This is a genomic window from Aequorivita vladivostokensis, from assembly GCF_000952855.1.
Lineage (GTDB): Bacteria > Bacteroidota > Bacteroidia > Flavobacteriales > Flavobacteriaceae > Aequorivita > Aequorivita vladivostokensis.
In genome coordinates, this window is the sequence record NZ_JSVU01000002.1 from 75,053 (window position 1) to 94,994 (window position 19,942).

Annotated in this window: 16 protein-coding genes; 13 read left to right on the forward strand and 3 right to left on the reverse strand. The window is 42.2% G+C overall.

Features of this window, described 5'->3' with window-relative positions:
• Positions 1 to 29: 29 nt before the first annotated feature.
• Positions 30 to 437 (reverse strand): group III truncated hemoglobin, encoded by a 408-nt coding sequence (locus MB09_RS03085; protein ID WP_045079424.1) that lies wholly within the window; start codon positions 435 to 437, stop codon positions 30 to 32.
• A 3-nt stretch (positions 438 to 440) separates the two neighbouring features.
• A complete protein-coding gene (locus tag MB09_RS03090) occupies positions 441 to 728 on the reverse strand; it encodes a hypothetical protein (protein WP_045079425.1) in 288 nt (95 codons plus the stop codon).
• 81 nt (positions 729 to 809) lie between these two features.
• Between MB09_RS03090 and MB09_RS03095 the strand changes: the two genes are divergently transcribed.
• The 9 genes from MB09_RS03095 (at position 810) to MB09_RS03135 (ending at position 10,378) form a co-directional block, all read left to right on the forward strand.
• Entirely contained in the window at positions 810 to 1,397 is a 588-nt protein-coding gene (locus MB09_RS03095) for a Crp/Fnr family transcriptional regulator (RefSeq protein WP_045079426.1), read from the forward strand.
• Positions 1,398 to 1,522: 125 nt separating this feature from the next.
• Complete coding sequence (locus MB09_RS03100; protein WP_045079427.1) at positions 1,523 to 2,272, forward strand: Rossmann-like and DUF2520 domain-containing protein; 750 nt, start codon at positions 1,523 to 1,525, stop codon at positions 2,270 to 2,272.
• 15 nt (positions 2,273 to 2,287) lie between these two features.
• Positions 2,288 to 2,815: a KdsC family phosphatase gene (locus MB09_RS03105; protein ID WP_045079428.1), complete on the forward strand. Its 528-nt coding sequence runs from the start codon at positions 2,288 to 2,290 to the stop codon at positions 2,813 to 2,815.
• A gap of 102 nt (positions 2,816 to 2,917) precedes the next feature.
• Positions 2,918 to 3,832 (forward strand): geranylgeranylglycerol-phosphate geranylgeranyltransferase, encoded by a 915-nt coding sequence (locus MB09_RS03110; protein WP_045079429.1) that lies wholly within the window; start codon positions 2,918 to 2,920, stop codon positions 3,830 to 3,832.
• A 46-nt stretch (positions 3,833 to 3,878) separates the two neighbouring features.
• Positions 3,879 to 4,466: a Maf-like protein gene (locus MB09_RS03115; protein ID WP_045079430.1), complete on the forward strand. Its 588-nt coding sequence runs from the start codon at positions 3,879 to 3,881 to the stop codon at positions 4,464 to 4,466.
• Between the two features lie 34 nt (positions 4,467 to 4,500).
• Positions 4,501 to 5,436: a hypothetical protein gene (locus tag MB09_RS03120; RefSeq protein WP_045079763.1), complete on the forward strand. Its 936-nt coding sequence runs from the start codon at positions 4,501 to 4,503 to the stop codon at positions 5,434 to 5,436.
• A gap of 5 nt (positions 5,437 to 5,441) precedes the next feature.
• On the forward strand, positions 5,442 to 6,002 hold the full coding sequence (locus MB09_RS03125; protein WP_045079431.1) for a mechanosensitive ion channel family protein: 561 nt from the start codon (positions 5,442 to 5,444) through the stop codon (positions 6,000 to 6,002).
• Positions 6,003 to 6,057: 55 nt separating this feature from the next.
• On the forward strand, positions 6,058 to 8,550 hold the full coding sequence (locus MB09_RS03130; protein ID WP_045079432.1) for a PIG-L family deacetylase: 2,493 nt from the start codon (positions 6,058 to 6,060) through the stop codon (positions 8,548 to 8,550).
• Between the two features lie 121 nt (positions 8,551 to 8,671).
• Positions 8,672 to 10,378: a sodium:solute symporter gene (locus MB09_RS03135; RefSeq protein WP_045079433.1), complete on the forward strand. Its 1,707-nt coding sequence runs from the start codon at positions 8,672 to 8,674 to the stop codon at positions 10,376 to 10,378.
• 133 nt (positions 10,379 to 10,511) lie between these two features.
• Here the strand turns inward: MB09_RS03135 and MB09_RS03140 are convergent, their stop codons facing one another.
• Positions 10,512 to 11,555: a WD40/YVTN/BNR-like repeat-containing protein gene (locus tag MB09_RS03140; RefSeq protein WP_045079434.1), complete on the reverse strand. Its 1,044-nt coding sequence runs from the start codon at positions 11,553 to 11,555 to the stop codon at positions 10,512 to 10,514.
• Between the two features lie 315 nt (positions 11,556 to 11,870).
• Between MB09_RS03140 and MB09_RS03145 the strand changes: the two genes are divergently transcribed.
• From MB09_RS03145 to MB09_RS03160, 4 genes are all read left to right on the forward strand, one after another.
• On the forward strand, positions 11,871 to 13,085 hold the full coding sequence (locus tag MB09_RS03145; RefSeq protein ID WP_045079435.1) for an RsmB/NOP family class I SAM-dependent RNA methyltransferase: 1,215 nt from the start codon (positions 11,871 to 11,873) through the stop codon (positions 13,083 to 13,085).
• Positions 13,086 to 13,111: 26 nt separating this feature from the next.
• The gene (locus tag MB09_RS03150) at positions 13,112 to 14,155 is read left to right on the forward strand and encodes an endonuclease (RefSeq protein ID WP_131459802.1); all 1,044 of its coding nucleotides are present in this window, start codon (positions 13,112 to 13,114) and stop codon (positions 14,153 to 14,155) included.
• A gap of 115 nt (positions 14,156 to 14,270) precedes the next feature.
• Positions 14,271 to 18,020 carry a phosphoribosylformylglycinamidine synthase gene (gene purL, locus MB09_RS03155; protein ID WP_262987121.1) on the forward strand — a complete coding sequence of 1,250 codons (3,750 nt, stop codon included), beginning with the start codon at positions 14,271 to 14,273 and terminating at the stop codon, positions 18,018 to 18,020.
• A gap of 132 nt (positions 18,021 to 18,152) precedes the next feature.
• Complete coding sequence (locus MB09_RS03160) at positions 18,153 to 19,937, forward strand: AMP-dependent synthetase/ligase (RefSeq protein WP_045079437.1); 1,785 nt, start codon at positions 18,153 to 18,155, stop codon at positions 19,935 to 19,937.
• Positions 19,938 to 19,942: the final 5 nt, after the last annotated feature.

Sequence of the window (19,942 nt, forward strand, 5' to 3'; positions counted from 1 at the left end):
CGCCCATTTAGACTACTTAAATCTGTTAACTATTCGGGCTTTTTTGAAGTCTCATTTCGGGCATTAAAAATGTTCAAGTGAATGAAGGTTCCCATATTTCTCGCCCGGTTTTTTGCGATATTGGCGGTTTCGCCCTCAAAAAGTTCGTCGATGGTTTGGTGCCATAGGTTAATCCACGTGCCAAAGTGAAGTTCGTTGATGGTTCCCCCCACTTTTTTATCAACCTCAATGTGTGCGTGCATCGGGTTTCCGAAGTATTTTCGCTTAAAGAAAAGGTTGGTCTCCCAAAAATCGGTAAGAAGTTCAAGGTGGGTTTCCCAATCTGTTATGATTCCATTGAAAATAGGCCCCAGAAGCGTGTCCTTCCTCACTTTTCCATAGAATGTATTGACGAGCAAAGACACATCTTCGCGGGATTCAATTTTCTTTTTTGCCATTTTTTATAGCAAAGTTATTAAAATCAATAACATATTTACGACTAAACTTACCACCAATAACCAAAAGGCAAATTTTCTATTTGTTCCTGCCAGCAAAGCCGCATTATAGCCCATACACAGCGCAACGCAAAGAGTAAGCTCAATGCCGGTAATAAGACCTGTTCCCTGCGCCAAAATTGTCATGGCGGCAATAGAGCCTATGCAGCTGTTTATGATAATGGACAGCGGAATATACATATAATAATCGTGTACAAATTCGTCCTGCAATTTCTTTATAGATAGGGTTTTCATAATATAAATAGGGTTTTGATTTTTAAGGTGTAAATTTACAATGCAGAACAGGCCTTATTTTATGAGGCAAATCATAAACCCATGATTCCAGAAAATTTACTGTTGAACTACGGCGCAACCCTTGAAAATATTAAGGCTTCGGAAATAATTCTTCACGAAAAAAAGCGGGCAGATTTCTATTTTCAGATAAAGACCGGCGAGGTAAAAATGTTCAATATCAACGAACAGGGAAAGGAATTTGTACAGGGCATCTTTTACGACGGGGAAAGTTTTGGCGAGCCGCCATTGCTGGGCGATTTTAAATATCCCGCTTCCGCTTCGGCCGTAAAGCAAACGCAGCTGTACAAATTGAGCAAAACAAAATTGTTTGAATTGCTTACCGAAAACCCTGAAATAAACCTAAAATTTACCAAGGCCCTAGCAAAACGGCTCTATTACAAAGCCACCATTTTAAAGGAAATTTCAGTACATCCGCCCGAACATCGCATCTTGACCTTGATAGATTTTTTAAAACGAAAATACGGTTCCGAAGAACTTTTTCAAGTAGAACTGACCCGTCAGCAAATTGCCGACTTGACCGGGCAGCGCGTGGAAACCGTAATTCGCGCCATCAAGCAACTGGAACAGGACGGCGAGATAAAATTGATAAAGCACAAAGTCTTCCGTTGAAAATTTTTGGCAGCGCAAAGAGGAAAGAGGAAGGACGAGTTTGTATTACAACAAGAATTTTGATTACATCTTTCTTTATTCTTTTTTCTCTATTCCTTTTTTCTAAAAACCGCTAACTTCGCACTATGATAAAGGTAGTTTTTTTAGGCTTCGGAAATGTAAATAGCCATTTACTCAATGCTTTACATAATAATTCGAAAGTTTCTGTAATACAGGTTTTTAACAGAAATATTATCAAAATGATTTCGCCTTTTGAAAAGATTCCTTTTACCGATGATATTTCAAAAATTGCCGATGCAGATATTTACATAATCGGAATTCCCGATGATGCCATTTCAAGCTTTTCCGAGTCGCTTTCATTTCAAAATAAATTGGTAGTGCACACTTCAGGCGGCGCTGCAATGAACGCACTTGCCGCTAAAAACCGACGCGGTGTCTTCTATCCGTTACAGACTTTTTCCAAGCAGCGGAAAGTTGCTTTTAAGGAGATTCCCATTTGCATAGAAGCCGAAAACACCGAAGATTTGAAGTTGCTGCGAAAATTGGGCGAGACCATTTCAGAAAATGTGGTTGAAATTTCTTCGGAAAAAAGAGCCAAGCTGCATCTTGCCGCGGTGTTCGTGAACAATTTCGTGAATCACTTATACGGCATTGGCAGTGAAATTTTAAAAGACGAAAAGTTGCCGTTCGATTTACTGAAACCGCTGATTGCTGAAACTGCATCAAAAATTAAAACCCTTTCCCCCGAAGAAGCGCAGACCGGCCCAGCAAAACGGAACGACAAAAAAACCATTGAAAAACATTTACATTTGTTGGAAAATAACTCTTACAGAGATTTTTATGAAATGTTTACAAAAGCGCTGAAGAAAGACTAAAAAAACACCAAATATATGAGCTATAAGGAATATTTAAAACACATAACCACCTTCATTTTTGATGTGGACGGCGTTTTGACCGATGGTACAATCCAAGTAAACACCGAAGGTGAGATGTTCCGGACTATGAACATTAAAGATGGTTACGGACTCAAAACGGCGGTTGACCAGGGTTATAATGTTTGCGTTATCTCAGGTGGTTCCAATGAAGGCGTGCGCGTGCGGCTGCAAAATTTGGGCGTGAAGGACATCTTTTTGGGCGCCCATCACAAAACCAAAATTCTGGAAGACTACTTAAAAGCCAACAACATAGAGCGCGAAAACACACTATTTATGGGCGATGACCTTCCCGATTATGAAATTATGCAGAAAGTTGGCCTGCCTACGTGTCCGCAAGACGCTGTTCCCGAAATCAAAGCGATCTCAAAATACGTATCCCATAAAAAAGGCGGCAAAGGCTGCGTTCGCGATGTGATTGAACAAGTGCTGAAAGTGCAGGGAAAATGGAAAGTTACGGAGGGCGTGAGCGCAAAGTATGATTAAGTTGGGTACTGGATGCGGGGTGCTGGATGAAATCTGCCAAACTCATCTGTCATCTGTCATCTGAAAAACTTTCATAGAATATAAAACTTTCAAAATTAAACCTTGAACTACCTAAACCTCATCCGTTACCAAAACCTGTTGTTTATCGCCTTAGTGCAGGTTTCCATAAAATACGTCCTGTTTCAGCCTTTTGGGGTAGATACGGCCTTGACCAATTTCACTTTTGCCTTGCTCGTAATAGCCACAATCTGCATAGCCGCTGCGGGAAATATCATCAACGATATTTACGATGTGGAAATTGACAAAGTCAACAAACCGAATAAGGTTGTAATCGGCAAAAGGATTTCGGAACGCAATGCAAACAGGCTTTTTATACTTTTTAACATTACTGGCGTGGCGATAGGTTTTTATCTTGCCAACAGCATCGGCAATCCGAGTTTTGCTGCGCTGTTTATCGTTTTTTCGGCCTTGCTTTATTTGTATGCCTCTTATTTAAAAGGAATATTGCTCATAGGCAATCTCCTGGTTTCAGCCTTGGTAGCGATGAGCCTAATAATTGTAGCGCTTTTTGATTTATTCCCTGCAATTACGCCACAGAACCAAGCTACACAATCGGCCGTTTTTAAAATTGTCCTTCAGTATGCGCTGTTTGCGTTTTTCATAAATTTCATACGAGAAATTGTAAAGGATTTACAGGACATCAACGGCGACAAAAAAGGCGGAATGAACACATTCCCCATTGCTTTGGGGCGAAAAAGAACCATTTCGATAGTGTTCATTTTGGTTGTGTTTATGACTTTAGGCGTTGTTTATTATATGTATGAAAATTTATACAACCAACAAACCTTGCTGCTTTATTTTCTGTTTGCCATTGTTGCGCCGCTGCTCTATTTCTGCATAAAATCTTGGGATGCCGACTCGCCAAAGGAATATGCCTTCCTTTCAAAACTGTTGAAAATCATTATGTTTTTGGGAAAATGCTCCATTCCGCTGTATCAATTTGTAATTTTGAAATAATTTACCCAAAACCTTATCCTGAAACTTAAAACCTGAAACCTCAAAAATGCTTCGCGAAAAATTAAAAAACCACAACATCATCCTCGCTTCCGGCTCGCCGCGCAGACAGGCTTTTTTCAAGGAATTGAATCTGGATTTTACCATTCAGGTAAAGGCGGTTGATGAAACCTACCCAAGCAATTTAAAGCGTTCAGAAATAACCGATTACCTTTCCCAACTTAAAGCATCCATTTTTGTAGATTTAGGCGAAAATGACATTCTTATTACCAGCGATACGATTGTTTGGAAGGAGGAAAAAGCCCTCGGCAAACCGAAAGATTTTGGCGAGGCCAAAGAGATGCTTCAAAATTTAAGCGGGCAAATGCATGAAGTTATCACTTCGGTGTGTTTTACTTCAAAAGAATTTCAGAAAACAGTGAACGATGTTACAAAAGTTTGGTTTAAAAAACTTTCTGATGAAGAAATTGATTTCTACATAGAAAACTACAAACCTTTTGATAAAGCTGGAAGTTACGGCATTCAGGAGTGGATCGGCTACATAGGCATCGAAAAAATTGAAGGCTGCTATTTTAATGTGATGGGGTTGCCCACGCGACTTGTTTATAAAACGTTAACCGAGATTGCCAACCGTTGAATTTGTGGTATTTTTGGGCAAAATTCTTCGAATAATGGACTATTTCAGATTCTTTCCTCTTCTCATTTTTTTAATGTTGCTGAGCGGTTGTAATTCTTCCGAAGAAAAAAGTGATTCACAAAAAATTTCAGCCAAAAAGAAAGCTGCCATAACAGTAACCCCACGGAACATTTCAAAGGAATTTAAAGAATATTGGTACAGCGGAACTGCCGAAATAACCTCGTATAGTCTGATGCAAGAGCGGTATGGGGAGATTCGCGAAGGAACAGCGGTCAACATCTTTGTTACGGAAGATTTTTTACCGGATGCACAGGTAAAAGCGAACAATGCTTCCGAAGAAAACATTTCAGTGATGAAACTGAACCAAATGAAAAATTTCAACACCGGAATATATCCGTATTCCATAATGACCAGTACTTTCAGTCCGATTGCAACGAAAGAGCATCCGTTAAAAATTACCAACAGTGTGCAGGAATGGTGCGGCCAGGTTTATATGCAACTCAACACCCGCGATGATTTTGAAATTGAATCGCACTCCTATTTTCAGGGCGAGGCAGACCAAAAACTCTCTTTGCCAAAAACCTATTTGGAAAACGAACTTTGGAACCTTATAAGAATCAATCCCGAAGAATTGCCCACGGGCGACGTAATGATTATCCCTTCGTTTGAATATTTACGGCTTCGGCACAAGGAAATAAAGGAACACAATGCTTTTGCCAGTTTGAAACAGGGCGATTCCATAACCATTTATACATTGAATTATCCCGATTTACAGCGGCAGTTGATGCTTTTTTTCAGCAGCACTTTTCCGTACGAAATTGAAAAATGGGAAGAGGTAAACGCCGCAGACCAAAACGACACACTGCGACTGAAAACCACGGCTACCAAACTGAAAAGGATAAAAAGTGATTATTGGACCAAAAACAGAAATGAAAACCTCAACCTGCGCGATTCGCTTCAACTGAAATAGAAAATATGAACATTCAAGAACACACCCTTCAACTTATAGAATCTGCCGTATTGATTCTGGTATTGCTATTTATCCGGGTCATGCTCAAAAGAACCGTCCGCAATTTCGCCAAAAAAATAGAAAGGCTGGAGCACCGCACAGGGCTTATAATGAAACACGTGGATTTTGGTGTTTTCTTTCTTATGGTTTTAGGACTTATACTTATTTGGGGCGTGGATTTTAGAAATCTGGGATTGGCAATGTCTTCCATTTTTGCGGTTATCGGGATTGCCTTTTTTGCCCAATGGTCCATTTTGAGTAATGTTACGAGCGGTGTAATTATGTTCTTCACTTTCCCCTATAAAATAGGCGATTACATAAAAATCCACGACAAGGAAATGCCTTTGGAAGGCATTATAGAGGATATAAAAACTTTCCACATCATTCTCCATACAAAGGACAATGAAATTGTAATCTACCCCAACAGTATGATGCTCCAAAAAGGCGTAAGCATTGTAAATGTGGAGGAATTTTACGAACAGCAGCACGAGCTCGACAAAAATAAGGAAGGGCTTCCCCACGAATAATTTTCGCAAATAAGTATCTTTGAAGGGTTTTCGAATAAATCAGCACTTACACTTTATGCACAAACCGTTTTTTTTCCGACTTCTATTTTTATTTTTTTCGATAGTCGCCGTCGCGCAAGCTCCCAAAAAACCTACCGCTTCCGAAATATATCACGACCTGCAAAAGTTGAATTTTGTAGGTTCCGCATTGTATATTGCTGCACATCCCGATGATGAAAACACGCGGCTCATCTCCTATTTGGTTAACGATGTGCACGCGAATACGGCCTATCTTTCCATAACCCGTGGCGATGGCGGACAAAACCTTGTTGGTCCCGAACTGCGCGAACTTTTGGGCGTTATCCGCACCCAGGAATTGCTGGAAGCACGAAAAATTGACGGCGGACACCAGTTTTTTACCCGCGCCAACGATTTCGGTTACAGCAAAAACCCGGAGGAAACTTTTGAGTTTTGGACAAAAAATGAGGTGCTGGGCGATGTCGTGATGACGATTCGCAAATTCAGGCCAGATATAATCGTAAACCGTTTTGACCATCGCAGTCCCGGCAGCACGCATGGCCACCATACAGCCTCGGCCATGTTGAGCCTGGAGGCTTTTGATATGGTTGACAATGCCTCAAAATTTCCAAAATCTGCAGCGGAATATGGGCTTTGGAAACCCCAGCGTTTATTTTTCAATACTTCGTGGTGGTTTTACGGAAGCCAGGAAAATTTTGAAAAAGCTGATAAAAAGAATCTTGTGTCTGTGGAAACCGGAAGCTATTTTCCCGCACTCGGGCTTTCCAATGGTGAAATTGCTTCTTTGAGCAGAAGTATGCACAAATCGCAGGGCTTTGGCAGCACAGGCTCCCGAGGAACCGAAACGGAATATTTGGAACTGCTGAAGGGAAGCAAACCTTCGGACAACAACCTTTTTGAAGGCATCAATACAAACTGGTCCAGACTGGAAGGCGGAAAGGAGATCGGAGCTATTTTGAATCCGTTGGAGGAAAATTTCAACTTTAAAAACCCTTCGGAAATGTTGCCGCAGCTTTTGAAAGCGTATCCCTTGGTCTCAAATTTGAAAGATACCCATTGGCGAAAAATAAAGCTCGAACAACTGAAACAACTCATTTTGGATTGCGGCGGTATTTTTATTGAAGCTGTTTCCGAAGCAAATTCAATCAATCCGAACGAAAATTTCAAAGTAACCGTTGAAGCCGTCAATCGCGGCAATGCCGATGTGGTTTTGCGATCGGTAAAAAATTCGGAAGGTAAAATGCTTTGGAATGAATCTACAGTCCTTCCCTTTAATGAAGATAAAAAACTGGAGATAACGGTCAATTCGGGGGTTCACAACCCCAAGTATTCTTCGCCCTATTGGCTGAACGAAAAGGGAAGCGTCGGTATGTACGCCGCGCCGGAAGCCTTGATTGGGCTGCCCGAAACACCCGTTTTGGAACAACTTACTTTTGAACTGCAATTTGGTAACGCTACCATTCCTTTTACGAAAGATATAATTTACAAATTCAACGACCCCGTAAAGGGCGAAGTCTATCGTCCGTTGGAGGTTTTGCCCGAAGTTACCGCTTCCATCCCCGAAAAAGTCTTGATTTTCGCCAACGATGAAGCTGAAACTGTTTCAGTAATCGTGCGCGCGGGAAAGGATAGCATTTCCGGAACCATAAGCCTTCAACATCCCGAAGGTTGGCAAGTAGCGCCTTCGCAGCAAACATTTCAGCTTGACAGAAATGGCGAAACCAAAACCTTTACTTTTACGGTAACGCCTCCACGCAGCCAAAGTGAAGGTTTTTTAAAACCAATTGTAAATACTGAAGGAAAAATTTTCGACAGGGAATTGGCAACCATCAATTATGAGCACATTCCGTATCAAAGTGTGTTGTTGCCCTCCGAAGCGAAAGTTGCAAAAATCGACATTCAGAAAAAAGGGCAAAACATTGGCTACATAAACGGTGCGGGCGATGCCATTCCCGAAAGTCTGAAGCAGATTGGCTATTCGGTAACCGCCATTGACCCTTCAAATATTTCCGCGGAAAACCTTCAAAATTTTGATGCCATTGTTGTCGGTATCCGTGCGTACAACACCGTCCCAGAGCTCGCCTTTGCACAGCCCGCTCTAAATAAATATGTTGAAAATGGCGGAACGCTCATCGTGCAGTACAATACCAGTCGCGGTTTGGTTACCGAAAACCTGGCGCCCTATGAACTGAAACTATCGCGCGACCGCGTAACCGATGAATTTTCGGAAGTAAAAATACTTGCCCCCGAAAACCCTGTCTTAAACACCCCAAATAAAATTACCCAAAAAGATTTTGAGGGTTGGGCACAGGAGCGCGGCCTGTACTTTCCCGATGAATGGGCCAAGGAGTTTACGCCCATCCTCGGAATGCGCGACAAAGGCGAGAAAATGACAAAAGGCTCGCTGCTGGTGGCCAAATACGGAAAAGGGTATTATATTTATACGGGATTGAGCTTTTTCCGCGAACTGCCCGCTGGCGTTCCCGGAGCTTATCGATTGTTTGCGAATATGCTGTCAATAGGGAAATAATTTAAGAAACGTGACCGAAGAAAAACAAAAATTCAACTGGAAATGGAGCTACACCTTAGTGCTCCTATTCAATGCCGTTTACATCTATCTGTTTTATTTACTAATGCAAAACTTCGCCTAAATGCAGCAGATTGATTGGATTGTTTTAATTGGGACCCTTCTTTTTATCGTGCTTTACGGCACTTGGAAATCGCGGCAGCAGCGCGATGTGGGCGATTATTTAAAAGGTGGAAGCACCGCGCATTGGTGGACTATTGGGCTTAGCGTTATGGCTACCCAGGCCAGTGCCATTACCTTCCTCTCCACTCCCGGACAGGCCTTTCACGATGGGATGGGCTTTGTGCAGTTCTATTTTGGGCTGCCCATTGCGATGGTAATTATCTGTTTGGTTTTTATCCCAATTTACCACAAACTCAACGTTTATACGGCCTACGAATATCTGGAAAGCCGTTTCGACAAAAAAACCCGGACACTTACCGCAATCTTATTTTTAATCCAACGCGGTTTGGCCTGCGGCATTACCATTTTTGCGCCTTCCATTATTCTTTCGGCAGTTTTGGGGTGGAATTTGATTTATCTGAATATCATCATCGGCGTACTCGTAATTATCTACACCGTTAGCGGCGGTACAAAGGCTGTGAGCGTTACGCAGAAACAACAAATGGCGGTCATCTTTTTTGGAATGTTGATTGCCTTTCTTTTGATACTGAATTATCTTCCGCTTGATATTTCTTTTTCCAAAGCGCTTGAAATTGCCGGGGCCAATGGCAAAATGGACATCCTCGATTTTTCTTTCGACTTTGACAACCGCTATACTTTTTGGAGCGGAATAATAGGTGGTACATTTTTAGCCCTCTCCTACTTCGGAACCGACCAAAGCCAGGTGCAACGCTATCTTTCGGGCCGAAGTGTAAAACAAAGCCAGATGGGTCTTATTATGAACGGCTTGCTGAAAGTACCGATGCAATTTTTTATATTGCTCGTGGGGGTTATGGTCTTTGTTTTTTATCAGTTCAACAGTTCCCCTTTGCACTTTAATCCTGCTGCGGTAAAAGACGTAAAAAAATCGGAATATGCAGGTGAATACAAGGCTTTGGAAGTTCAAAAGGAAGCAATCGACCAAGAATTGGCGGCCACGCAAATAAGTTATTCCAAAGCGGAAAGCGATGCCGCCAAACAAATTTTGGCCAACGAAATTGAGCAACTCAACAATACTGAAAAACAGTTGCGTGAACAATCTGTGGCCGTAATCAAAAAGGCAAATCCAAATGCGGAGACCAACGATAAGGATTACGTTTTTATCCACTTTATCCTTAACAATCTTCCACGCGGCTTAATCGGGTTGCTGCTGGCCGTGATTTTAAGCGCGGCTATGTCATCCACCGCGTCAGAACTGAATGCGTTGGGAAGCACGACAACCATCGACCTTTACAAACGCAATGTCCCCGGCAAGCGCGAAAGACATTATGTAGCGGCGTCGCGCGGGTTTACGCTTTTATGGGGAATTATCGCGATTTTGGTAGCCTGTACCGCCCATTTATTCGACAACCTGATTCAGCTTGTAAATATCATCGGCTCCATTTTCTACGGAAATGTTCTGGGTATATTTCTTCTCGCGTTTTTTATAAAATACGTGCGCAGCAAAGCGGTTTTTATTGCAGCGCTTATCACCCAAATTATCATTATCTATTTTTGGTACATCGACCTTATGCCCTATCTGTGGCTGAATTTGGTGGGTTGCGCAATTGTTATGGGAATTGCTATTTTATTACAGCTATTTTTCCCGAAGAAAAATGATGCTGAAATAATCCTTTCAGAAGAAACCTAAAAATCAGCCACGAATTCACGGATAATTATGCGAAAATATTCGTGTATTCGTGGTAAAAAAGTTCGGCTGGCGAGTTTGCAACTTTGCTGGCGCGAGTTGCAACTCGTGCCCACTCCAAAAGAGAATCTTTATATTATTTCCTAAAAATCAATTTTGAAATACGATTATTCCCCGAAGCGAAAGCAAGGCTATCATTCACAAATTCAATTGCGAAAAAGCCTTCTTTTGAAAGAAGTTTCCAGTTTTTGCCGCCGTCGCCGCTAAACGAAATACCGGGCGAGCCGATGGCCACTATCCCCTGCCCTTCCGTTCCCGGAATATATTTTACGGACGAACGATACCCGGGTTCTTTGCCGTTGGCAATCAGTTTCCAAGTCTTACCGCCGTTTTTGGTGATGGCCTTATTGCCTTCGTTAAAAGATTTGTCCTCCCAATTGCCACCGAAAATGATTCCATGCTGTTCATCCCTAAAATCAATGCTGTAAATACCCGTCATCGCCTTTCCTTGAACGATTGGCGTGTCAAATACTTCCCAAGTTTTTCCTTTGTCGCCCGTGTGCATTACCCGGGATTTTCTTCCGCCGGTGGCTACCCAAGCATTGTCGCCAAAAATAGCGATGTTACTATTGCTGGCCGCAAAAGCTGCTTCGCCTCTTTCCACTTTCGGCAAATTATCGCACGGCAGTTTTTCCCAAGTGTTTCCGCCGTCGCGAGTGATGATTATTGACATACAATCTTCCACGGGGTCGCCAATGGCAATGCCTTCGTTTTCGTTCCAAAATTTCATGGAATCGTAAAAAACATTTTCGCCTTTTTCGGTGTAAACTTCTTCAATATTGGTAGCTTCGGTACCGTTAAAGCCAATTTTGTACAGCACTGCCGGATTGGAGATACTCAAAACAAACACCGCTTCCTTAGTGGCGGCGATGGAACGAAAATGCAGCAACGAATCGCCGTATTTTATGATTGCGAGCTTTGGCGTATCGCCGTCAATCAATCCTACCTTTCCTTTGTCCGCGGCAAACCAAACCCTGTTTTCATCCAACGGCTGGATGGCACGAATGCTCAGGCTATCTATAAATACGGGCGTAATTTCAACAGAATTGATTTCAATTTCAGTTTTCTTTTCACAGGAAAAAAGAAAAAGGACGAGTAACGTGGCAATAGCAAGACGCATAGATTCAATTTTTGGCAAAAGTAGTGATTCTAAAATTTCAAATGGGTTTTTGGGTTGTTGGGTTATTGGGTTATTGGGTTATTGAGTTACTGAGTTACTGAGTTATTGAGTTACTTAAAAGTTATTTCGATTTCGATTTCGATTTCGTATTTCGTATTTCGTATTTCGTATTTCGTATTTCAAAAATCTAAGTTTAAAAAGATACCTTTGCAATCGCAAAAGATTTCAAAATAAATTGAAGTTAAAAAAGGTAACCACGAATACACGAATAACTATAAAAAACATTCGGAAATCCGTGGCAGAAAAAAAATACAAATGAAACTACACCGAAACCTCGTATTCGCCACCATAGATTCCCTTCACTTGATTTTTAACGAAAACAAGCAAGCGGACAAGGTGCTAAAAAATACCTTAAAGCGCGACAAGCGTTGGGGCGCCCGCGATCGTGCCTTTATAGCCGAAACCACCTACGACATTGTGCGCTGGAAACGGCTCTATGCCGAGATTGCCGAAGTGCGCGAACCCTTTGACCGTCCCAATCTTTTCAGGTTGTTCACGGTTTGGGCCACACTGAACGGAATTGCCATCCCAGAATGGAAACAGTTTGAGGACACCCCAACCCGCCGCATAAAAGGAAAATTTGACGAACTCTCAAAAATCAGGAAATACCGAGAATCCATCCCCGATTGGTTGGATGAATTGGGACAAAAGGAACTGGGCAAAAAGTGGGACAAGGAAATTGCCGCGCTAAACCAACAGGCCGACGTGGTGCTACGAGTGAATACCTTAAAAACCACGGTTGAAAACCTGCAAAATGAATTGGCCGACCTTGAAATAGAAACCGAAATTTTGAGCGGTTATCCCGATGCGTTGAAGCTGAAGGAGCGCGCAAACGTGTTCACAACCGATGCCTTTAAGAATGGGCTGTTTGAAGTGCAGGATGCGTCTTCACAGAAAGTTGCGGAAATTCTCGACCCAAAACCCGGAATGCGCGTAATAGATGCATGTGCCGGAGCGGGCGGAAAAAGCCTTCACATTGCCACGATGATGGAGAACAAAGGCCAATTGATTGCCATGGACATTTATGAAAACAAGTTGAACGAACTGAAACGCCGCGCTCGCCGAAACGATATTTTCAATATTGAAACCCGCGTCATCGACTCCACGAAAGTGATAAAAAAGCTGATCGATAAAGCAGATAAGGTGTTGATCGATGCTCCTTGCTCCGGTCTGGGCGTTTTAAGAAGAAATCCGGATGCCAAGTGGAAATTGCAGCCTGAGTTTTTGGACAATATTCGCGCCACACAAAAAGAATTGCTGGACAGCTACTCCCGAATGGTAAAACCGGGAGGGCAATTGGTCTATGCCACATGCTCTATACTTCCTTCGGAAAACGAATTGCAGGTAAAGGATTTCTTGGCCCGTGAAGCCGGAAAAGATTTCACACTGTTAAATGAGGAAAAAATAATGCCCAGCAAAAGCGGATTTGATGGATTTTATATTTCTTTGCTGCAAAAAAAGAATCAATAATAGTGATTGAATACAAATTTAGATTTATGAAGAAATTATTTACCCTACTTTTTATAATCGGTTTACAGACCGTTTTTGCCCAACAGCCCTATTATAATGATGTGGATCTTACCTTGACCGGCCAAGATCTATATTTCGCCTTGCAACAAAAAATTGAAAATGCCAGTACAACCTTCAATTATGGTGATACACGGGATACGATGAAAATTACCGACGAAGATCCCGATAACAACAATAATGTCTTGCTGATCTACGGCTATGATGACACGGGAAGTTGCACCACAGACCGAAGCCGTAATAAAAACGCTTTTGGTGGCGGAAACTGTGAATACAACCGCGAACACACTTTTGCCAGATCCAATGCCAATCCATCGATGGGAAATGTGGATAACGGAACCACCGGCATTGGCGCCGACCCACACAACCTGCGCCCCAGCGACCAGCAGATGAACAACAATCGCGGCAGTAAAAAGTTTGCAGCGGGCTCCGGCAATGCCGGTAACGTGGGCAGCGGTAACTGGTATCCCGGCGACGAATGGAAAGGCGACGTAGCGCGAATTATGATGTATATGTACACCCGCTATGGCGACCGTTGCAAACCGTCCTTAAACGGCGTAGGCCCAGTGCAGGGCAGTACAGACATGCTGCAAGTATATCTGCAATGGAATGCTGAAGATCCCGTAACCGATTTTGAAGACCAACGCAATCCTTATTTGGAACCTGTGTACGGCAACCGAAACCCATTTATTGACAACCCATATTTGGCAACCCTTATCTGGGGCGGCCCTGTGGCCGAAGACCGATGGGGCTTGGCTGGAACGGAAGACTTTATGGCAGAAAATATAAGCGTGTACCCCAATCCCACTTCTGAAATTATTTGGGTAAGGGACAACACTTCGTTCCCCGTTGAAACCTATTCGGTTTATGATTTTTCGGGAAGAAGAATTCTTTTCAACACCTTCAATGCTTCCGAAAAAAAAGTGGATGTTTCAAGTCTCAATGGTGGAATTTATCTTTTGGAACTCGCTTCTGCGGAAAAGAGAATTACCAAAAAAATCGTGGTTCAATAAAGAAGTATAAGTATTCTGAAAGAGCGGGCAATTCCCGCTCTTTTTTATTTAAAATAGGTCCATTCCAAAAAATGTTCAAAATTGATGATTATGCCATCTTTTCGACAAATGGAATATCCTTGAAAAACATTACCTTTGCACCTTCAAAAATGAACTAATATTCAAAAGGATGATTCACTTTTTCGGAAACGTTGAAAATACTGTTTTTGCAGTCCAAGCCCACGGAACTATTTCAGAAGAAAACACTAAAAAGTTGGAGTGGCTTTTCGGCAACCAGCCTAAAATAAAGCAATCCGTCCCGCACCCAAACGCGACGGATTTTTTTATTGGCCCCCGTGCCGCCATGGTTACGCCGTGGAGTACCAATGCCGTGGAAATAACCCAAAATATGGGCATTGACGGCGTCATCCGCATCGAGGAATTTCACAATAGTAAAGTTGAAAAGGAAACTTTGGACCCAATGCTTTCTCAAAAATACAAGCAGTTGGACCAAGATATTTTCAACATCCACAGTAAGCCGGAAGGGATTCTGAAGATTGATAATATTTCGGAATACAACCAAAAAGAAGGGCTCGCGCTGAATTCCGAAGAGGTTGAATATTTGGAAAACCTTTCAAAAAAATTGGGCAGAAAACTTACCGACAGCGAAGTTTTCGGCTTTAGCCAAGTGAACAGCGAGCATTGCCGCCACAAAATCTTCAACGGAACTTTTGAAATAGACGGCAAGGAAATGCCCTCTTCCCTTTTCAAATTAATAAAAAAGACTTCAGCTGAAAACCCGAATGATATTGTTTCGGCATACAAGGATAACGTGGCATTCGTAAAAGGCCCGAATGTGAAACAATGGGCCCCAAAAAGTGGCGACAAGCCTGATTGGTACGAGGAAAAAGATTTTGAAAGTGTGATTTCCCTAAAAGCGGAAACCCACAACTTCCCAACAACCGTGGAGCCCTTTAACGGCGCGGCAACCGGAAGCGGCGGGGAAATCCGCGACCGCTTGGCTGGCGGTAAAGGTTCGTTGCCATTGGCGGGAACTGCGGTTTATATGACTTCATATTCACGTTTGGAAGAAAATAGGCCTTGGGAAAAAGCAATGAAAGAGCGCGATTGGCTATACCAAACGCCTTTAGATATTTTGATAAAGGCTAGTAATGGGGCTTCTGATTTTGGAAATAAATTCGGACAACCCTTGATTGCAGGTTCTGTACTTACGTTTGAACACGAAGAGGATGCTCGCCAATTAGGCTTCGATAAAGTTATCATGCTTGCCGGTGGAATCGGCTACGGAAAAGCCAGTCAAGCCATTAAGGGCAAACCGCAGGAAGGTGATAAAATTGTAGTCCTTGGAGGTGATAATTACCGAATCGGGATGGGTGGTGCCGCGGTTTCTTCTGCAGACACAGGCGAATTTAGTAGTGGAATCGAGTTGAACGCCATCCAACGAAGTAATCCAGAAATGCAAAAACGTGCCGCAAATGCAATTCGTGTTATGGTTGAAAGTGATGAAAACCCTATTGTTTCCATTCACGATCACGGCGCCGGTGGACACCTAAATTGCTTGAGCGAATTGGTGGAGGATACTGGCGGCAAAATTGACTTGGACAAACTTCCTATTGGCGACCCTACCCTATCCGCAAAGGAAATTATGGGCAACGAAAGCCAAGAGCGCATGGGCTTGATTATTGGCGAAGAAAATATCCAAAAACTGAAGAAGGTTGCAGACCGCGAACGTTCGCCAATGTATGAAGTTGGAAAGGTTACCGGCGATCAACGTTTTTGTTTTGAAAACAAAAAAGGTGAAAAGCCTATGGATTTCGCTTTGGAAGATATGTTCGGCAGTTCGCCAAAAACCATAATGAAAGACAAAACCGTAAACAGGAATTACAAAAATCCTGATTACGAAGTTTCAAAACTAAAGGAATATGTTGCCCAGGTGCTTCAATTGGAAGCCGTGGCCTGTAAAGACTGGCTTATCAACAAAGTGGACCGTTGTGTTACGGGCCGTGTTGCAAAACAACAAACTGCTGGACCGCTACAGCTTCCGTTAAACAATTGCGGTGTAATGGCGTTGGATTATCACGGAAAAGAAGGTGTTGCCACAAGTATCGGGCATTCCCCATTAACTGCTTTGATTGATCCTGCTGCGGGTTCTCGAAATGCAATCACCGAATCTTTGACCAACATTGTTTGGGCTCCATTAAAAGATGGTTTGAAAAGTGTTTCGCTTTCAGCAAACTGGATGTGGCCTTGTAACAATGAAGGCGAAGACGCAAGATTATATGAAGCCGTAAAAGCAGTTTCAGATTTTTCAATAGATCTTGGAATCAACGTTCCCACAGGGAAAGATTCGCTTTCAATGAAGCAGAAATATAAGGATGGCGAAGTAATTTCTCCTGGAACCGTGATTATTTCGGCGGCGGGAAATTGTAATGATATTAAAAAAGTTGTGGAGCCCGTTCTTCAGAAATCCCGAAGCGTCGGGAGAGGAAGTATTTATTATATAAATATTTCACAGGACGATTTTAAATTGGGCGGTTCTTCCTTTGGACAGATTTTAAATGCTATAGGAAATGATGCGCCAACGGTGAAAAGTGCAGAATATGTAAAAACGGTTTTCAACACGCTACAAGAATTGATTCGCGATGAAAAAATCCTTGCCGGACACGATGTTGCCTCAGGTGGATTGATTACCACTTTGCTGGAAATGTGTTTCGCAGATGTGAATTTGGGAGCCAATTTAGATCTTTCAGGTTTGGGTGAAACTGATTTGGTGAAAGTATTATTTTCGGAAAACTGTGGTGTTGTGATTCAAGCTTCGGAAGATGCTTCGGTTGAAAAAATGCTTTCTGACAATAAAATCGATTTCCAAAAGATTGGAACTGTTTCAGAAAGGGATTCCCTTTCAATAAAAAATAATAATAAAGAATTAGAATTTTCTATTTCTGAAATGCGCGATGTTTGGTATAAAACTTCCTATTTATTGGATAAAAACCAAAGTGGTGAAAAACTTGCTAAAGAACGTTTTGACAATTATAAAAATCAACCGCTGAAGTTTGAGTTTCCAAAGAATTTCACAGGCAAGTCCTCCCCCAGCCCCTCCAAAGGAGGGGAACGTCCAAAGGCTGCTGTTATTCGGGAAAAAGGAAGCAACAGCGAGCGCGAAATGGCTTATATGATGCACCTTGCAGGTTTTGATGTAAAGGATGTGCATATGACCGACCTAATTGAAGGTCGCGAAGATTTGGAAGATATAAAACTATTGGTGGCCGTTGGTGGTTTCAGTAACAGTGACGTTTTGGGAAGTGCTAAAGGTTGGGCTGGATCGTTTTTATACAATGAAAAGGCGAATACAGCTTTAAAGAATTTCTTTGCAAAGGAAGATACACTTTCCCTGGGCGTTTGCAACGGTTGCCAACTTTTTGTGGAGCTCGGTCTTTTAAATCCCGAAGATGATGAAAAGCCGAAAATGCTCCACAACGATACCGGCAAGTTTGAATGTGTATTTACTTCCGTGAAAATTCAAGAGAACAATTCTGTGATGCTTTCATCTTTAGAAGGAAGTACGTTGGGAATCTGGTCTGCACACGGTGAAGGAAAATTCAGCTTTCCAAAAGCGGAAAGCCACTATAACATTGTTGCAAAATACGGCTACGATGCGTTACCTGCAAACCCAAATAGAAGTGATTTCAACACCGCAATGATGACTGATAAAACTGGTCGCCACTTAGTAATGATGCCGCATTTGGAACGTTCCACTTTCCCTTGGAATTGGGCGTATTACCCAAAAGACAGAAAAAATGATGAGGTTTCGCCTTGGGTGCAAGCATTGGTAAATGCACGAGAGTGGATTGAGAAAAATAAATAATCACTTTTTCTTTATATAATATTATAATTTAAATGAAATAATTTTAAGGAATGGTCCATTGGGTCATTCCTTTTTCTTTTCAGAGAGAAACTGAAATAATTTTGTTATTTTCACTTCCTTAATAATTCTATCATGAAAGACCCAAAAAGACTCTTCGACTTTCCATATTATCAGCTCGAACAATATCCGCAAAAAAAAGCGCTTGTAACCAAATACAACGGCAAATGGGTAGCAATCTCTACCCAAGAATATATTGATAGGGCCAACGCTTTAAGCCGTGGCCTGCTACGTATAGGCGTAAAGACCAACGATAAGATTGCCGTTATCTCCATGACCAACCGCACGGAGTGGAACATTTGCGATATTGGTATTATGCAGACAGGCGCACAAGGCGTACCTATTTATCCCACAATTTCTGAGGATGAGTATGAGTATGTTTTAAACCATAGTGAAGCCATATACTGTTTAGCCTCCTGTAAGGAAGTTTATGAGAAGGTGCAGCAAATACGGAATAACGTCCCCTCGCTCAAGGAAGTTTACACTTTTGATGAAATTGAAGGGGCCAAAAACTGGCAGGAAATTTTAGACGAGGGCAAGGACCAAAGCAATCAGGATGAAGTGGAAAAACGAATGGAATCCATTTCAGAAGACGATTTGGCTACCCTTATTTACACGTCGGGAACTACGGGAAAACCCAAAGGAGTTATGCTTTCGCATAAAAACATAGCTTCAAATTCAAAATATAGTGTGGAACGTTTGCCCTTAGATTTCGGAAAATCAAAGTCATTAAGTTTCTTGCCCGTTTGCCATATCTATGAGCGAATGATTCTCTATATGTACCAATACTGTGGGGTGAGCATCCATTTCGCAGAAAGTCTGGAAACTATTAGCGATAATTTAAAGGAAGTTAAACCTGAAGTGATGACTGCCGTTCCGCGTTTGCTGGAGAAGGTGTATGATAAAATCTATGCCAAGGGCGCCGAACTTACGGGAATAAAGAAAAAGCTTTTCTTTTGGGCAATAGAATTAGGGCTAAAATACGAACCCTATGGCCAAAATGGTTGGTGGTATGAAACCCAATTGAAACTCGCCAATAAATTGATTTTCAGCAAATGGCGCGAAGCCTTGGGTGGAAACCTAAAAGCCATCGCTTCCGGCAGTGCTGCACTGCAGCCGCGTTTGGCAAGGGTTTTCAATGCTGCACAAATACCGGTAATGGAGGGTTATGGATTGACCGAAACATCTCCGGTAGTATCTGTGAACGATATGCGCAACCACGGTTTCAAGATTGGCACCGTAGGCAAGCCGTTAAGGGATACTGAAGTAAAAATTGCCGAGGATGGCGAAATTTTAGTAAAAGGTCCGCAGGTAATGTGTGGTTATTACAAAAATCAGGAACAGACTGAGGAGGTACTGAAAAATGGTTATTTCCACACAGGCGATATTGGCGAGGTTGATAGTGAAGGTTTTCTAAAAATTACGGACCGCAAGAAAGAAATGTTCAAGACTAGCGGCGGAAAATATGTGGCGCCACAACTCATTGAGAATGCTATGAAACAGTCCCGTTTTATAGACCAGATAATGGTTGTGGGCGAAGGTGAAAAAATGCCGGCTGCACTAATCCAGCCCGACTTCGAATTCATCAAGGAATGGGGAAGCAAAAAAGGAAGAAGCATTCCTTCCAATCCAGAAGAAATGGTAAAAAATCAGGCCGTGATTGACAGAATTCAAAAGGAAGTAGATTTCTACAACGAACGTTTTGGAAAGTGGGAAAAAGTGAAAAAGTTTGAATTGACCCCGGATGTTTGGAGTATCGAGGGCGGACAGCTAACTCCTACTATGAAAATGAAACGGAAGGTTATTAAAGAGCAGTATAAGGATTTGTATAATAAGATTTATGAGCACAACAATAAATAATTTAT

Excerpts from the sequence above, each read along its gene's own strand:
- MB09_RS03115 (WP_045079430.1), top strand. The coding sequence starts at position 3,879 with ATGCTTCGCGAAAAATTAAAAAACCACAACATCATCCTCGCTTCCGGC.
- MB09_RS03105 (WP_045079428.1), top strand. The coding sequence starts at position 2,288 with ATGAGCTATAAGGAATATTTAAAACACATAACCACCTTCATTTTTGAT.
- MB09_RS03100 (WP_045079427.1), top strand. The coding sequence starts at position 1,523 with ATGATAAAGGTAGTTTTTTTAGGCTTCGGAAATGTAAATAGCCATTTA.
- MB09_RS03090 (WP_045079425.1), bottom strand. The coding sequence starts at position 728 with ATGAAAACCCTATCTATAAAGAAATTGCAGGACGAATTTGTACACGAT.
- MB09_RS03135 (WP_045079433.1), top strand. The coding sequence starts at position 8,672 with ATGCAGCAGATTGATTGGATTGTTTTAATTGGGACCCTTCTTTTTATC.
- MB09_RS03150 (WP_131459802.1), top strand. The coding sequence starts at position 13,112 with ATGAAGAAATTATTTACCCTACTTTTTATAATCGGTTTACAGACCGTT.
- MB09_RS03085 (WP_045079424.1), bottom strand. The coding sequence starts at position 437 with ATGGCAAAAAAGAAAATTGAATCCCGCGAAGATGTGTCTTTGCTCGTC.
- MB09_RS03160 (WP_045079437.1), top strand. The coding sequence starts at position 18,153 with ATGAAAGACCCAAAAAGACTCTTCGACTTTCCATATTATCAGCTCGAA.
- MB09_RS03095 (WP_045079426.1), top strand. The coding sequence starts at position 810 with ATGATTCCAGAAAATTTACTGTTGAACTACGGCGCAACCCTTGAAAAT.
- MB09_RS03120 (WP_045079763.1), top strand. The coding sequence starts at position 4,501 with ATGGACTATTTCAGATTCTTTCCTCTTCTCATTTTTTTAATGTTGCTG.
- MB09_RS03140 (WP_045079434.1), bottom strand. The coding sequence starts at position 11,555 with ATGCGTCTTGCTATTGCCACGTTACTCGTCCTTTTTCTTTTTTCCTGT.
- MB09_RS03145 (WP_045079435.1), top strand. The coding sequence starts at position 11,871 with ATGAAACTACACCGAAACCTCGTATTCGCCACCATAGATTCCCTTCAC.
- MB09_RS03130 (WP_045079432.1), top strand. The coding sequence starts at position 6,058 with ATGCACAAACCGTTTTTTTTCCGACTTCTATTTTTATTTTTTTCGATA.
- MB09_RS03125 (WP_045079431.1), top strand. The coding sequence starts at position 5,442 with ATGAACATTCAAGAACACACCCTTCAACTTATAGAATCTGCCGTATTG.